The organism is Mesorhizobium sp. P2_F8, assembly GCF_056403655.1.
Genome location: NZ_JBFUFB010000037.1, coordinates 1 through 13878, shown reverse-complemented (window position 1 = coordinate 13878; position 13878 = coordinate 1). Strand labels below are relative to the sequence as shown.

The following is a 13878-nucleotide window of genomic DNA, read 5'->3' as shown; positions in this document are numbered from 1 at the left end:
TCAGCGAGTGGGCCAGTGTCTTCGGCGATGCCAAGATGACAACCGCGCTACTCGACCGGCTGACCCATCATTGCCACATCCTGGAAACCGGAAACGACAGCTTCCGATTCAAAAACAGCTCAGCCCACGAGCCTAAAAAACCAAAGGAGAAAGCCAGAACCTTGACCCTCAACCCCGAACCGAAACATACATGAAAGGCGGGTCAAATCTCGGTGGAAATGCCGGGTCAGTTCTCAGTGAAAATCAACAAATAGCGCGCACACAGGATCGCCGTCGCGCCGATTGGCCAAAGAGACCAGCCAGGCCCGCGTCAACCGGTCCCCTACCGCGGCGCCGGCTCTCTAAGGAAGGCTAATCGGCGATGTCTTGCAGCCGCCTCTTGCGGGCCGGAGCCCGGTATTTCTCGACCAAACCGGACCTTGTCAGTCTTGACCCTCACCAGCGACCCCAGGTCAATCGTCACGCTGTCTTCATCGATGCGCGTGACCTCGCCGATCAACTCGATCTCCTACCCGCGCGCGACCTTGCTGGAATCGCGGATCGCATGCGGAAAATGATAGGTGGAGTTCGAGACGCTGACGAAGTCCTCCGTCACCCCGCCTGCGCAATTGAATTTAGCGCGGGGCGGCTGTTCAACGCGGTTGCACCTGCGCGAGCAGCGCCTCAACCATAGGGAGCATATTTCTAACGATGATCGCATCACCCGCTGCATTTGGGTGGTCGTGGTCCGGTTCAAGCAACTCCGGATGCCCAGTCACGCCCTCCTTGAAGTCGGCGTAGAGCAAGTCTCGACGCTTGGTCGCTAGCTCGGAGAACATCGTTGAAAACAGCTCGCCATAGTCAGCCCCGAGCCTAGACGAGCAATAGCCATAGGCCGCGGTTCCAACCACAAGCACTGGAACGCGCTTCTGGTCGAGGATACTCAGAACTGGTCGAAGTTCGCTCGCGTGTCCTTCAGGTCGATTTGAGCGCAATCGTTCTGACCCAATTCAACGATGACAACGTGGTTTGCAGGGTTCGCCTGCAGGTCAAGGCCATCCTTGGATTCCGCCAGCCAAGCGAGACCCCGTTCGCTGTCGTTTCTGTACCCCACCTCGACAATTGTCACTGGGTTGCCAGGCAGCGTTCAGCGCCGACTTGAGCGTGGCCGCAAATGCGTCAGCCGGAGCTACTCCATAGCTGTTGATGTAGCTGTCGCCGAGGGTGACGATTGTCGGAGATGCATCCTCGGCATCCACGTTGGCGGCTAACCCCAACATTGCGGAAAGTGCGGCAAGGGCCACAAACGAAACGTCACGCACTTTGTCATGATCTACCTCCCAGCGGAACCATTCGGGGCTATGCCGCAGCGCCCGCGATGGATCGTAACAGCACATTCTCATATGACCATGGGGCAAATTTCAAACATGGGGTAATCGCGGAGCGAGTCGCCCTGAAGCCGGAAGCGGTCACATATTGAAGAGCAGGTGGTTGTTCTCCGACAGGATGGAAGTACGGGCTCGCGACTGGACGCCGGGCCCAAGCATCGAACGGAGAACAACCATGAGTGAATATATCGGTCTCGACGTGTCGTTGAAAGAGACGGCGATTTCTGTACGGCGTGGCGGCAAAAGGATCTGGCGGCAAATGTCGCTCTGATCCGAGCTTGGTCGCGGACCTTCTCCGCAAGCGGGCGCCAGCGGCCAAGCGGGTGGTGTTCGAGACCGGACCCTTGTGGGTGTGGTTCTATCATGCCTTGAGCACCGAAGGACCTTCCGGCAATCTGCATAGACGCCCGGCATGCCAAGGCCGCGCTGGACATGGCGCCGAACAAAACGGACGCAAACGATGCCGACGGCTTGGCGCATCTGGCCGAGTCGGCTTCTACCGCGAGGTGCGGGGCGCAGCCGCTTCTCCGCCACGCGCAGGAATTATCTTCAGGGATTATCAAAAATTTGCCGCGTATCCGATTTGATGACTTCCATGGCGTCGGTCCGCTATCCTGAAATAGACTGCAACCACTCGAAGCCTCGCCGGCCCCTTGCCGACTTCATCTCCGCCTACAATTTCGGCCGCAGGCTCAAGACCTCAAAGGCCTCACGCCCTATGAGTTCATTGCAGGGCTTGGGGCACACAGTCCGAGCGCTTCAAGCTTGACCCGCTCCAGCAAATGCCGGGTAGAGCACGAGGAACTCTTCGCCATCCGGAGGGATGGTTGCCAGCACAGGAAAATGGGCCCGCTACGGCATGTACGTGCCCACAACACGTCCAGGCGCGCTACGGGCTTCATCGTTGCAATTGGCACATTGTCATTGCAGCTAACGAACAAAATCACCCATCAGTCGCCTCGGCTTAAAATAGACCGAGATAACCTATTGAGGCTCCACAGCTAGCGCTCAACGGACGGCCAACCGTACCACATCGTAATAGAATGCAACGTCTCGAAACGCGGTTCCAGTCGCGGTTGCGCTGCCGCTGAAAAGTGGACGCTTAACATCACGCTGGTTAGATTAGCAGGACCACCAACCGGAAGGCCGGGAATGCCTTACTCGGAACATCCCGGCATGAGAATCGCGCACTTGGTCGACACGAAAAGCGCCGTCCAAGCGGCGACCGAGGTGTATGGGCCGGAGGCGGCTACCGCCATTACGCATTGCGCTCTCACTGTGCGAAGGAATCCCCTCTCGGGAGTCGCAGTCGTAGGGAACCTTAGTGCCACATTCTCTCTCTGAGCCATTTAAGAAGCCTGTTGCCACCGGTTATCCGGCGGACTCTAGCGGCAGCCCATTGCCCTCTCATTGTAGTCCCGACATGACAACTGCAGACGACGTCGTGCAATTCCCAGTCGGTCAGTTCGAAGAAGCGCTTTGCTTCCCCATAGGTGTCATCTTTCAGGCCCAACGCACGCAGTACCGGATCGTCGAAAGCCACTGTGATTGGCGAGCCCTCACAGCGCACTGCGTCGCGATCTTTTCCCTTAAGATGCTCGGTGCCGGTCAGGGCGCCCAGGCGGTCGGGATATTCTGCTAGCAGATCTGCCCAGCGCTCAATTCGTTGTTGCCTGGTCATGATCGGGTACGTCGACAAAGGTTCCACTTCTGCAATTGTCTGCAGTTGGTTTAGGGTTTGGTGTTTCATGGTCGGCTCCTGTGATCGAAGGTCCCTTCCCAACAAAATTATCGCGCCCCGACTCGCTGGCAAGAGCGGTAGGAGGGTTTATCGACGGAAATCGCCTGAACAAGCTCAGGAAGGCGAGGCCGCGGCAAGTGCGATCGTCGAACCGTGGAATGACAGACAAACGAAAGCACATGCAACAGCACAAAAAGCCCCACCTTCGACAGCGGACGAAAGCTTGTTGAGATTCAGGGAGAGTTTATGACGGCGGCTGCAAGATTGATGAAGGCTGCGAAGCTCTGGATCGGTTTTGTCGACGCACATGACGATACGCTTGAATTCCTTGGGTTTGGCGAAAAAGTTCTCGATTAAGTGGCGCCATTTGTAGAGTTCCTTGTCGAGCCGATAACGATCCTGGCGCCCGCTCATTCAGGTCGGCAATGATGGTGTTGCTGTCGAAGGCTTTGCCGGCGATCAAGCCGCCGAAACAGACATCATCGATGAGAGTCGGCCAGGGCGACACCCACGGGATCGAACCGCTGGCTGCGCAAAGAAACAAAGCGCACAAGATTGCCAAGTGCATCGGTGAGTGCCAGGATTTTGGTTGTCAAGCCGCCCTTGGCCTATGGCCTGGCTTTAAGTCCCCCTTTTGCGCCCTGTCCCTGCGGTGGACCTTGACGATTCCATATCCGGTTCATCCGAATAGGCCTCGAAAAGTCGATGAAAACATCAGCTTTGAGCCAAGCCGGGTAGCGCTTGAAAACGGTGTTCCAGCTCCCGAAGAAGGCTGGAAGGTCGTGGGCGCGTTTTCGCCTACCAGTATCCAACCGGATCCGGTCGTGAATCTTGCGCCTTCTTACATCCAAACCAGGTCAATGCCTGACCTTGCGGGGTGCTCGCTTCCGCATCAACTTATTGAATGCATAATGAGGATGATAATTGGAATCGGAATACGGAGGAGCCAGAGCAAGATGCCGCGCCCATGAGAACCTCCCCACCGAAATGATTGGTTCCAACAAAAAGCCCGCTGCCTCGGAAGAATCAGCGGGCTTGGTATGGTGCCGGCCGTCGTGGGGACATCTCCCGACGAGAAACGCACCGGGTTTCCAGTGGATTTGTTGACGTCAAGAAATACTGCGCTCTGGATAGCGGAACCAGATGCTCTCAATGAGATTGCATAGTCTCCACCGAAAAGACGGCACCAGGGGGTCGCTTTGGATCTCGACCGCGAAGTTCGACACAAATCCGCAGACGTCGACGACCACGTCTTAGCCGACGTGTTGGTGGCCTTACAAAAGCGAGTGAAAGTCACCCGAGATTTCGATATTCCCTATATTGCTGGATATAGCGGCGATGGGAAGACGGTTTACATCGACCGCCACCTGCCGCGAACGATGGCATGGAAAGGCCGGGAAATCAGGCTGGCGCCCTTCTTGGTCACACACGAAATCGTGGAAAAGGCGTTGTTGGATGAGCTTCGGCTCCACTACCTTCATGCTCACCAAATCGCATTGCGTGCCGAACGCGATGCCGTCAGGGGCGCAGGGCTGACGTGGAGGGCATACCAAGCGGTGATGAAAGCCCATGAGAAAGCGATCGATGAGGAGAGCCTTAAGAATGTCCCGGGCGATCTCGACTTAACGCCCTACGAGGATTTGGACGATTACGCACTGCTTGACCGGCTCGTTAAAGCCGCTCGTTGACGGGGTTCGGGCGGTCTATTTGCGCATATGGTATGCTCAACTGAGGTTAGTGATGCGTGTCGGAGTTCGGAGGCGCACCACGCCCGAGCAAACAGTTGCTCCCTTCTATTTCAGGGCCGTCAAGTCGATGATAGCGTGCAACGCGCAACGGCATGGACGCGGCAAGCAGCTCGCCGTGGTCGCGTCACCGATCCCGGTATCTCGGTGAGTGCGCCGGCGGCAATGATTCGATCAAGCGGTTGCGACAGCGCCATCAGACTGTCCGCCGCGCGCAAGTATGCCTTTGTGCGATAGGGATTGTCGCCGCGCATAGACGCCCCGTTGCGCATATTCCCGCAAAAGACTGGCGACAGTCCTCGGATCGATCTTTGCCAAGGCTACAGCCAAACGAGGCCGATGTCCGCAGGTTCCAATCAGGCAAGGCCATGAGCGCTTCGTTGCTCTTTAAATCGGTACCGGGGCGCCCGGACGTGATCTTGCGATGTAGGGCATGATAGCGGTCGCCCCGCGCTGATTGCGTAGATAAGTCACTCGGTTCATCCGGCATCCCCGTATTTCGAGGCAAAAAGGTGCCGCCGAGCCTTGCGCACGGCGGACCTTTTGCTTTTCGCGATGTTGTCCGGATCAGGCCTCCAGGATCGCCACGATCTCGTAGGTGTCCGGATCGACGATGACGATACGTCCATCGGCCAGCACGAAATACTCGTAGCTTTCATAAGCCGGGACGATCTTGACGATACGGGCCGGCAGCCGATGCAGGCGGATCTTGTGCCGCGGCACCTCGACGCCGACCGAGATGTCGAAGTCGACACTCGCGACCGGCCGGACGTGGGTCTCGTGGATGATCTGCGTGATCTGGGTCTTCTGTTCGACCGTCACGTTGTTTATCGAGGCCGTCTTGTTTTGGTCGGTCTGGACGTTGGTGTTGCCCTGGGCGTTCCGCTCGGTGGTCGTACCGGTCTTACCCTGGGCATTCTGCTGAGTCTGCATCTTGGTCGTACCCTGGGCGTTCTGCTCAGTGGTGGTGCCGGTGTTGCCCTGGGCGTTCTGCTCGGTGGTTGTGCCGGTCTTGCCCTGGGCATTCTGCTCAGTGGTCTTCATCTTGGTCTTGCCCTGGGCCTGYTCGTTCATCTTCGAACCCTTCGGGCAGTTTGCCATGCCAGTCTGGCACTTGGCCGTATCGTGAGCCTGCTCCTCGGTCTTGGTGCCAGCTTGACCTTTGGCCTGCTCGGTGGTCTTCGTCTTGGTTTTGTCCTGAGCCTGCTGCTCGGTGCTGGTATCGGCCTTGCCCTGGGCCTGCTCATCGGTCTTCACCTTGGCCTTACCCTGCGCCTGCTCCTCGGTGTTGACGCCGGCCTTGCCCTGGGCATTCTGCTCCGTCTGCGATTTCGTCTTGCCAAGGGCCTGCTCGCCCGTCTTGCCGCCCTTCTGGCAGTCGGCCTGGCCGGCGGCACAATTGTCGCCTCCGCTCGGTTGTGCGGATTCGGTCTGCGCCATCGCGGCGCCGCAACCGACGCCGAGCGCGATCATGCTCGTGATCAGAAGATGTTTCATCTGTTTCTCCTCGAAAACCGGTCCCTTCACTCCGATAAATCCCGGGCGAAAGGCATTGTTCCGAATTTGTGCGCAAACCCCGGTGACATTTTGTGGAGAAGCGGGCGGCAATTTTTCAGGAACATGGCCCGGCCGTGGCTGAAGCGCTCAAGAAAGTGGAAGCAACCTGGCGAAAATCCCACATATCGAACAGGTGGCCGATCAGCCAGCCGATGAAATGGCTGGCGATCCCTCGTGCCGGTGACCGGGTATCGGTCTGCCAAAGGAAGCACTGCACGGGCTAGGGGGTGCGAAGAAGCTACCGAGCGCCTCTGCCGCTCGTCGACCGCAAGGATATTTGAAGCCCTTGGCGGCCATTCCTACGGCTGGGTAATGCCCTGGCTGGCGGCTCTTATTCTTGCTTGCCACAGGCGCTGGCGATGGGCGCCCGAGACGTGTACGCCGGCGGTAGCCACAGGCAATGCCCGGCCACCCAGCCATCGCCAAACCGGCATCTCCGCAGACTAGCTGTGAGCTTTCGGGAGATTGTCCATTCGGACCGGACCGGGGAGACTGGAGTTACCAGGCTTCAGCACTCACCGGAGGGTCCGAATGAACATCCACAAGAATGCCCGTCTCACGCCGCTGCGTCGAGAGGAGATGGCGCTGTCGGTGATAGAGGGCGCTTTTTCCAAAGCCCATGCGGCGCACGTCTATGGGGTGTCGGCCAAGATCGTGGCGCGCTGGGTCGAGCGCTATAAGGCCGARGGGCGGGCCGGCGGCCCACCATATGCCGCAGGCCACCGCTGCGTCGATCGCCGAACGCATCGTGGCGCTGCGGCGGCTACGTTGGACCGGCAAGCACATCGCCCATGAGGTCGGCGTCTCGCCCGCTACCGTCAGTCGGGTACTCAAGCGTGCCGGACTGTCGCGGTTGAGGGATATCGAACCGGCCGAACCGGTCCGGCGCTACGAGCGCGAGCATCCCGGCGAGATGATCCACATTGACATCAAGAAGCTCGGCCGTTTTGAGCGCATCGGTCATCGCATCACCGGCAAACGTACCGGCAATGCCAGCTCGCGCGGCAGCAGTTGGGAGTTCGTCCATGTCTGCATCGACGACGCCTCCCGCATCGCCTTCTCGCAGATCCTGCCAGATGAGAAACAGGAGAGCGCCATCGCCTTCCTCAAGGCGGCGGTGGCCTACTACGCCAGCCTCGGCGTCACCATAGCCAGCGTCATGAGCGACAACGGCTCCTGCTACAGATCGAAGGCTTCGCCAAGGCCTGCCGCGGTCTCGGCCTCAAGCACGTCAGGACAAGGCCCTATACGCCCAAGACCAACGGCAAGCCGAGCGCTTCATCCAGACAGCACTGCGCGAATGGGCCTATGCCATTGCCTATCCGACTTCAGATCACCGCGCCGCAGAGTTGCCGGTCTGGCTGCATCGCTACAATTGGCACCGTCCCCACGGGAGCCTAAAGTCCAAAACACCTATCAGTCGCCTCGCTCTAACCGAGAACACCTGTTGAGGCTCCACAACTAGCTGCGCTCGCGAAGCCCCGGAACAATGTAAGGGTGGTGATGTCTGAACCGGCACCGGGCCCGAGCGAGCGCGGCAAGGACCACATCGTAGAGGCCCGCCGCTATCCCCTGATCAGGCCTACCACCTAAAATCTCGGAACATCCGGAGACTTTGCTCGTTGCGCAGGGAATATACCGCGACCGCACTAGGGTGCTGTCCCTGTCATGGCGAGAAGAGAGCGACGACCTGAAATGCCACACCGAACGCCGATGCCTCCCAATCTGATGATCGAGCAACCAGCCAGCACGCATTTCCCATCTTGCTCAGGCCATGCTGCATCTGCACCGATCAAGCAGCAGACGCAGCAACCTCAGCATGCCGACGGCTTCAAGGYTATTCGCGAAGGCGGATGTCTCTGCGGGGCTGCACGGTTCAGCGTCGAAGGGCGGCCCCTCAGGATAGGGATATGCCACTGCCAGGATTGTCGCCGAGCGAGTGGCAGTGCGTTCACATTCTTCGCCGTTTGGCCATTGGCTGCCTACCAAGGCACGGGAGAGCTGGGAAACTTTGAGGGTCGATCTTTCTGCAAGCAATGCGGCTCGAGGGTGGCGAACCTGCGGAGTGACGAAGCAGAGGTTATGGTCGGCTGTCTCGACAAAGCACCGACCGATCTAATTCCCGAATACGAACTTTGGGTAGGCCGACGGGAGCAATGGCTTATGGACTTACCGTGGGCGGACCAGTTTCAAAATGACAGGCCCCAGGCAGCTGACGCGCCGGCGTTCGTTCCGAGCCATCGCAGCAACCGAGCAACTGATCCGGTCTGTCGAGCGAGAATGTAAAGGGGTCCGCATATGCTCACAGCTTGCCAGCAATCCTTCCGCTTTCAGGGATCGCACCATCAACAACCGGGTCATAGGGGATTTTTTCCGACCTGCTGTAATTTATGGTGAAGAGCGCAGCGCGGTCGTTGCAGGCCGCGATAGCGCGGACATATCGAATCTGGCGATCCTTGATGCCCGAGTAACTCGCCCACTTCGGGGTGACGCGCCGATAGGTCAGCTTCCACCCAGCCTCTCGGCGCGAAAACTGGCGTTGCCGAGGCCCCACACTGCAAGGAAGGCATTGTTTTCGCCCCGAAAAGCCGCGCCCTGGTCGGCACAAAACCCGGGGGCACATCGAATGTGAAGCCAGCTGCCTGACACCGAACGGCTGCCAGGATTGAGCCTGAAGAAGCGAGCTGCAAAATAGGACCGGAACGAGGCTCAGCATCTCGCCATAAGTTGGCATTAGGTTCCTTCCCCCCGAAAATCCGGCAACGGGGTGACCCAGGGGGCTCGACAGAGAATGGCCGAAGGCGGGCGCTGGGTCCGCCTTCGACGTTTCGGCTTAGATTCAGCCGCCCATCCTCTTTGCCATCGCGCAGAAATCTGCGTGCGACTTGTTAAGTGTGGTATCTCCGCAGTCTTTCAACACCGCCTTCTGTTCACGGGTTTCATGGCCATCCATGCGGTCTTGAAGTCAGCCTCGGACTTCATGGTCTTCATGCCGGCATCGGTGAAGAACGGCGATATCTTTGCCGGATCGTCGAGCGCGGACGTTCCTGTGCCGCTGCCAGCAAGTGCGGCACCAGCCATCATCGTAAGCGCCATCGCGCCCATCGTGGCAACTTGAGTTTCATGGAAATTAGGGCTGCCAAAGCGGCAGCTTGTTGCATCAACTTCGCTCTTCGGGAAAAGTTTCTCGGCTTAACGAAAAGGCCCGCCCGCTATGAGAACGGGGCGGGCAAGTTGAAGTGCGCTGGGATCAACCAGCGTAGGGTCAACGAGCGGCGGAGGGGTTGGTTGCGCTCGTCGGTCACCGACGGACGCGGTGCGCTCGGACGGGAGATGGGGCATACTCGGACGCGCCAGGCTCAGGCAGGGCTACCGCGTCCGAACCCGCTTCATAGGGTGCCAAGGCCGCTCTGGCAGAAAAGGCTACTGCGACGCGCAATGCAAAATGACCCGCCTTTCTATCGCCGAAGAGCTTGAGAGCGCCGCCGACCGCATTGCGGATATGTCGCGAGCGGATATTCAAATCATCCTTAGGCGCGCTGCCCTGATGCTCCGGACCATCGCGGGTGTGGCGCTGGAGCCGGCGACGGAGGATGCGCTTATCTCCATCGCCGCAGAGACGAAGATCGGCCGGTCGGATCTCAACCGGATCGTTTTGCGCGAGTGGTTAGAAACCAACGCCTATCTGCCGGTCCGAATGATCGATGAGGACGGCGAGACAGACGGAACCTCGTAGGTCGCCTTTAGAGGGCCATCCCATTCATACCCGAGAATGGCGGCGGCGCCGGAGTGAGGTTGAGAAAGCTGTGATCGCTAGGGTGATTCTTTGGGTGTGGCTGACGATCGCAGGTTTCGCCGGGATTGCAAATCCAGCAACCGCGATCCTATTGCTTGCCAAGGGCACCATTAGCGGTTGCTTGGAGTTCGGATTGTTCAGCATCATTTCCTGGGCAGCGCTCAGAGCGACATGGAGGGACATCGGGCCGACGTCAAAAAAAAACTGCTAGCAAATAAAGCCCGCAGGCGGGCGCCTACCTCCGGGCGTGATCTCCTCTCCTTTCGCATGTTTAACTTACGGAATTTGAGTGACGGTGGTGGGACGGAATCTTGCTGCGCGCTAGCGCCCTTTCGGCTTTGGCGTGATCTCCTCAACCCACACCTTATCGCCGATCTCTCTCGCCCAGGCCACCGCCTTGGCCTTGTCCTTGTTGGTCAGCACGGTCCGCCAATGCGGCTTGTTGGTCATTTCTTCGCTTCTGGTTCATCTTCATTTGCGGCAGTATCGGCGATCTGCAATGCTGCAGCCGTCTCTTGAGGCGTCCACCCCTCAGCCTCTGAGGCAGTCACCAAGGCCGAGAATACGGCTTCCAAGGCTACTTCACAGTTGACGGCGCAGTCCGGGTTACCCCTGGCAATATCGGTGGTTCGACGGATGCCAGTGGTGATACCATCCGGAAGGGGGCGAGTACGCCCAGCCATCTGGCGGACCACGATCTAAGCGAAGATGACGATACCCCGGCCGTAGGGCGCACACGGCAATTGAATTGAGACGTGGGCGGCTCGTACCCATGACCCGAACGAACTGTGGATATCCGTAGCGGTGCTGGTGGTCCTGGTGTTGGTCACCACCTATCTATTTGTGACGGCGGATACGCCCGACTGGTATCAACGCGCCTGTAGACGCCAAACAGCCCGTGAAAAAGCCGCCTATCGGGTATGTGCTTGGGATATCAAATGACTAAAAGCCCGCTCAGGGCAGCGGGCCTTGATAGTTAGGATTTGGCCGGGAGGCGTTTGGGCTAAGGGCATCCGGCCAGCGACTAAACGGCTTCGGCCGAAGAATTGTTCCGCCGCCCGCATCGATAGTTATTTGCGTACAGATTTTTCAGCGCCCTGATTGATGCGTCGGCCGTCAAGCCGCTCTCGGCGCTACCAGCCGCAGGGGCGCTTCTGCGTCGGCCGTTGCACCGACGGCGTTTGCCACCGGCTGATATTAGGAGCACACTACGGGGCTTAGGGGATTTCACCCTCCAAGGGTCCGGCGTCTCGGAGTTCCCAAAAGCCTTAGGCGTCGGACCCGCCTTTGCGTATGAGCGCGTTCGAGATACCGGATTTGGTGCCCCGTTCGTTGTCCTCGTGGGATCCCGCGCGCGTGCTTCATCGAACGATGATCCACCATCCGGCGAGCGCGCCAGCCGCGAGCAACAAAACTGCGGCGGGTATCAATACGCCCTTGCGGTTCTGCCATCTCGGTGGAGGGCTCGGCACCAGTTTTTGGGGTTTCGGTCGGTCGTCCATGACAGACAAGCTGCCCTACCGTATTAGGTTCCGATATCAGCGACCAGACCTTGGTCCCAAAACGGTCCGACCGAAGCCCAATCGGGGGAACGTTTGCTGCCTTGCCAAGTTCGATTGGCTTGGCCGACGAAGGTTGTCTGTGCCAATTTTCACAAGGGAGAAATCCATGAAAGCGTATCTCACTGGCGCCGCAGCGGCGTTTCTGATTGTCGCAGGTATCGGCGCGGTTGCTGCCGAGGACGTGGTCATCACGCCCGAACAGGATACCGTCATACATGAGTATGTGAAGAAGCAGCCCTTGGCGTCTGTGAAGATTCCGGGCGTCGAACTCAATGTCGGCACAGCGCTGCCCGACACAGTCGAGCTTCATGAAGTGCCCAACGTCAAATACCGCTATGTCGTCGTCGACAACCGGACGGTTCTCGTGGATCCGGGCACCCGCAAAATTGTGAAGGTTTACAACTGACCTTCGAATGACAACCCGCCGCCAGTCAGCGGCGGGTTGTGCATGTCGGAATCCATTGAGGACGATTGAAGATGATGAACCTTGAACTCGAGACGTCTCATGCCCTCGTGGTCCGCCTAGCCGATCTGCAAGCCAGAATGCGGAAAGCGCGGATCACAGCAGCCGAAATGAAAACCTTTCAGAAGGTCGCATCAATAATGGATGACGGTCACGGCCAGATCGATGGCAACGACCTGATCGCGGCATCCTTCCTCGTCGATCCCAATCAGCCACAGCCTTGAACGACATGCTGCAAGCCTGAGCCGATCGGGTGTCCCGACCCAAGTCCCATCGGGAATGCGCAAAGTGCTCCAGGGTGGAAACCTAACGCTTTCCCTTTCATTGACAGAAAACCGGCGAGCAAAGTCCCTTCATCGTCGGTTGGCCAGGGTGCGCGCCATGTTGGGCAATATGGCGCGCATCTTATTGCGGGAGAGCGGGCATGCAATTCGGCGAGGTCATAGCGAATGTCTTAACCGCTGCCCTTCTAACGTGCGTGCTGGCAATCATGTTGTTTCTATTTGACCGGCCGCTTAGGCCTGAACCTAAAGTGCGAATGGTCATCCTTCTACCAGTCGATGCCGCGACCACGGCTTCAATGAGGACCGGCACTCATTCCAATTTGCCGGAAACGTTTGACATCAAGCTGGCGCTGCCAAGACCCGAACAGAATCAAAACTCTGGGAGACCCTAGGTCTCCAGAGCTAACTTTTTTCCCAAAAATCCTGCAGCGATGCGTGCCGAAGCTGCTCCTCGCCTTTCAGGAACTTGACGCGGCCGACAAGGCCAGGCTTGAGCCATTCGGCGCTTTTCTTCGCCAGGGCTAAAGGCGGTGGGGCGCCCACCTTACCCTGCACGCGATCCCAAAGCCGCTGGCGCTTGTCATGCTTGAATGGGACAACGGCCCCGCCGACATAGCGACCGTTTTCGGCCATGAGAACCATGGCTGGCTTGCCCCTTTCCCGCTTCACCCCGATGATGTCCATTTCCTTTTCGTCAAAGCATTTGATCTTGCGCCAGTTCATCGTCGGGCCGCTGCGATAGACACTGTCCCGGCGCTTCGAGACCATGCCTTCAAGGCCGGCTTGATCGACCAGCCGATAGACGAAGTCACCGGTGCCAGGCATTGCTTTGCTGAATTGAATGCGGCCGACGACAGGGATCATCTCCTGCAGGATCTCGCGGCGGTCCTCCACCGGCATGTCGCGCAGATCGTGGCCGTTCAAGTGCAGAAGGTCGAACGCCACCAGATAAAGATCCCGTGACGGCCGGCGCTTGGTGATGGCCGATTGCAGGGCATGGAAATCGGACAGCCCCGCCTCATTGACCATGATGGTTTCGCCATCGACGATAAAACTTTCGGCCTCGATCGAAGCCGCCTCGTCCGCGAGATATCGATATCGGGTAGTCCAGTCGTAGCCATTTTTGGTGAACAGGCGGATGCCATCGGCATCCTTAATCACCTGGGTGCGATAGCCATCGAATTTGATTTCATGGCTCCAGTCCTCGCCGTCGGGCGGGCTGTCGAACAACTCAGGCTCCATCGGCTTGATGAACTTCAGACGCATGAACTGACCCGCTCCCGCGACTCAAATTAGCACGCGCTAAAATAGTTCCGGAACATTTTAGGCAAATTGAAATTTTAATCATTACCGCGATCAAACG

13 protein-coding genes and 3 pseudogenes are annotated in these 13878 nt (G+C 58.4%); 9 read left to right on the top strand and 7 right to left on the bottom strand.

All coding sequences use genetic code 11. The annotated features are described in order from the left end of the window. Both AC1DZP_RS34600 and AC1DZP_RS34595 read left to right on the top strand, forming a co-directional pair. Positions 1–194: ATP-binding protein (locus AC1DZP_RS34600; protein WP_477308663.1), on the top strand; the 194-nt coding region annotated here is incomplete at its 5' end. A gap of 366 nt (positions 195–560) precedes the next feature. After that, positions 561–806 (top strand): hypothetical protein, encoded by a 246-nt coding sequence (locus tag AC1DZP_RS34595; RefSeq protein WP_477308662.1) that lies wholly within the window; start codon positions 561–563, stop codon positions 804–806. Positions 807–922: 116 nt separating this feature from the next. On the opposite strand, the gene AC1DZP_RS34590 is transcribed toward AC1DZP_RS34595, so the two are convergent. Next, the gene (locus AC1DZP_RS34590; RefSeq protein WP_477308660.1) at positions 923–1108 is read right to left on the bottom strand and encodes a hypothetical protein; all 186 of its coding nucleotides are present in this window, start codon (positions 1106–1108) and stop codon (positions 923–925) included. 434 nt (positions 1109–1542) lie between these two features. On the opposite strand from AC1DZP_RS34590, the pseudogene AC1DZP_RS34585 reads away from it, so the two are divergent. Continuing rightward, positions 1543–1879 (top strand): annotated as a pseudogene (locus AC1DZP_RS34585) (IS110 family transposase); the annotation flags it as partial. A gap of 809 nt (positions 1880–2688) precedes the next feature. Here the strand turns inward: AC1DZP_RS34585 and AC1DZP_RS34580 are convergent. Then, positions 2689–3117: a hypothetical protein gene (locus tag AC1DZP_RS34580; RefSeq protein ID WP_477308658.1), complete on the bottom strand. Its 429-nt coding sequence runs from the start codon at positions 3115–3117 to the stop codon at positions 2689–2691. 105 nt (positions 3118–3222) lie between these two features. Next, positions 3223–3522, bottom strand: coding sequence for a hypothetical protein (locus tag AC1DZP_RS34575; RefSeq protein WP_477308656.1), 300 nt, complete (start codon positions 3520–3522; stop codon positions 3223–3225). A 785-nt stretch (positions 3523–4307) separates the two neighbouring features. Here AC1DZP_RS34575 and AC1DZP_RS34570 point away from each other — a divergent pair. After that, positions 4308–4796: a hypothetical protein gene (locus AC1DZP_RS34570; RefSeq protein ID WP_477308654.1), complete on the top strand. Its 489-nt coding sequence runs from the start codon at positions 4308–4310 to the stop codon at positions 4794–4796. A 624-nt stretch (positions 4797–5420) separates the two neighbouring features. On the opposite strand, the gene AC1DZP_RS34565 is transcribed toward AC1DZP_RS34570, so the two are convergent. Continuing rightward, on the bottom strand, positions 5421–6326 hold the full coding sequence (locus tag AC1DZP_RS34565) for a DUF1236 domain-containing protein (protein ID WP_477308652.1): 906 nt from the start codon (positions 6324–6326) through the stop codon (positions 5421–5423). Between the two features lie 615 nt (positions 6327–6941). Here AC1DZP_RS34565 and AC1DZP_RS34560 point away from each other — a divergent pair. Next, a pseudogene (locus AC1DZP_RS34560) lies at positions 6942–7875 on the top strand (IS481 family transposase). Between the two features lie 203 nt (positions 7876–8078). After that, entirely contained in the window at positions 8079–8696 is a 618-nt protein-coding gene (locus tag AC1DZP_RS34555; protein ID WP_477308651.1) for a GFA family protein, read from the top strand. Positions 8697–9249: 553 nt separating this feature from the next. Here AC1DZP_RS34555 and AC1DZP_RS34550 read toward each other — a convergent pair. Then, a pseudogene (locus AC1DZP_RS34550) lies at positions 9250–9515 on the bottom strand (hypothetical protein). A 340-nt stretch (positions 9516–9855) separates the two neighbouring features. On the opposite strand from AC1DZP_RS34550, the gene AC1DZP_RS34545 reads away from it, so the two are divergent. Continuing rightward, positions 9856–10146 carry a hypothetical protein gene (locus AC1DZP_RS34545; RefSeq protein WP_477308649.1) on the top strand — a complete coding sequence of 97 codons (291 nt, stop codon included), beginning with the start codon at positions 9856–9858 and terminating at the stop codon, positions 10144–10146. A 381-nt stretch (positions 10147–10527) separates the two neighbouring features. On the opposite strand, the gene AC1DZP_RS34540 is transcribed toward AC1DZP_RS34545, so the two are convergent. Beyond that, positions 10528–10656: a hypothetical protein gene (locus AC1DZP_RS34540; RefSeq protein ID WP_477308647.1), complete on the bottom strand. Its 129-nt coding sequence runs from the start codon at positions 10654–10656 to the stop codon at positions 10528–10530. 1218 nt (positions 10657–11874) lie between these two features. Between AC1DZP_RS34540 and AC1DZP_RS34535 the strand changes: the two genes are divergently transcribed. Next, positions 11875–12174 carry a DUF1236 domain-containing protein gene (locus AC1DZP_RS34535; protein WP_477308645.1) on the top strand — a complete coding sequence of 100 codons (300 nt, stop codon included), beginning with the start codon at positions 11875–11877 and terminating at the stop codon, positions 12172–12174. Positions 12175–12245: 71 nt separating this feature from the next. Further along, a complete protein-coding gene (locus AC1DZP_RS34530; RefSeq protein ID WP_477308643.1) occupies positions 12246–12455 on the top strand; it encodes a hypothetical protein in 210 nt (69 codons plus the stop codon). A 462-nt stretch (positions 12456–12917) separates the two neighbouring features. Here the strand turns inward: AC1DZP_RS34530 and AC1DZP_RS34525 are convergent, their stop codons facing one another. Next, complete coding sequence (locus AC1DZP_RS34525; protein WP_477308641.1) at positions 12918–13781, bottom strand: ATP-dependent DNA ligase; 864 nt, start codon at positions 13779–13781, stop codon at positions 12918–12920. Positions 13782–13878 lie beyond the last annotated feature (97 nt).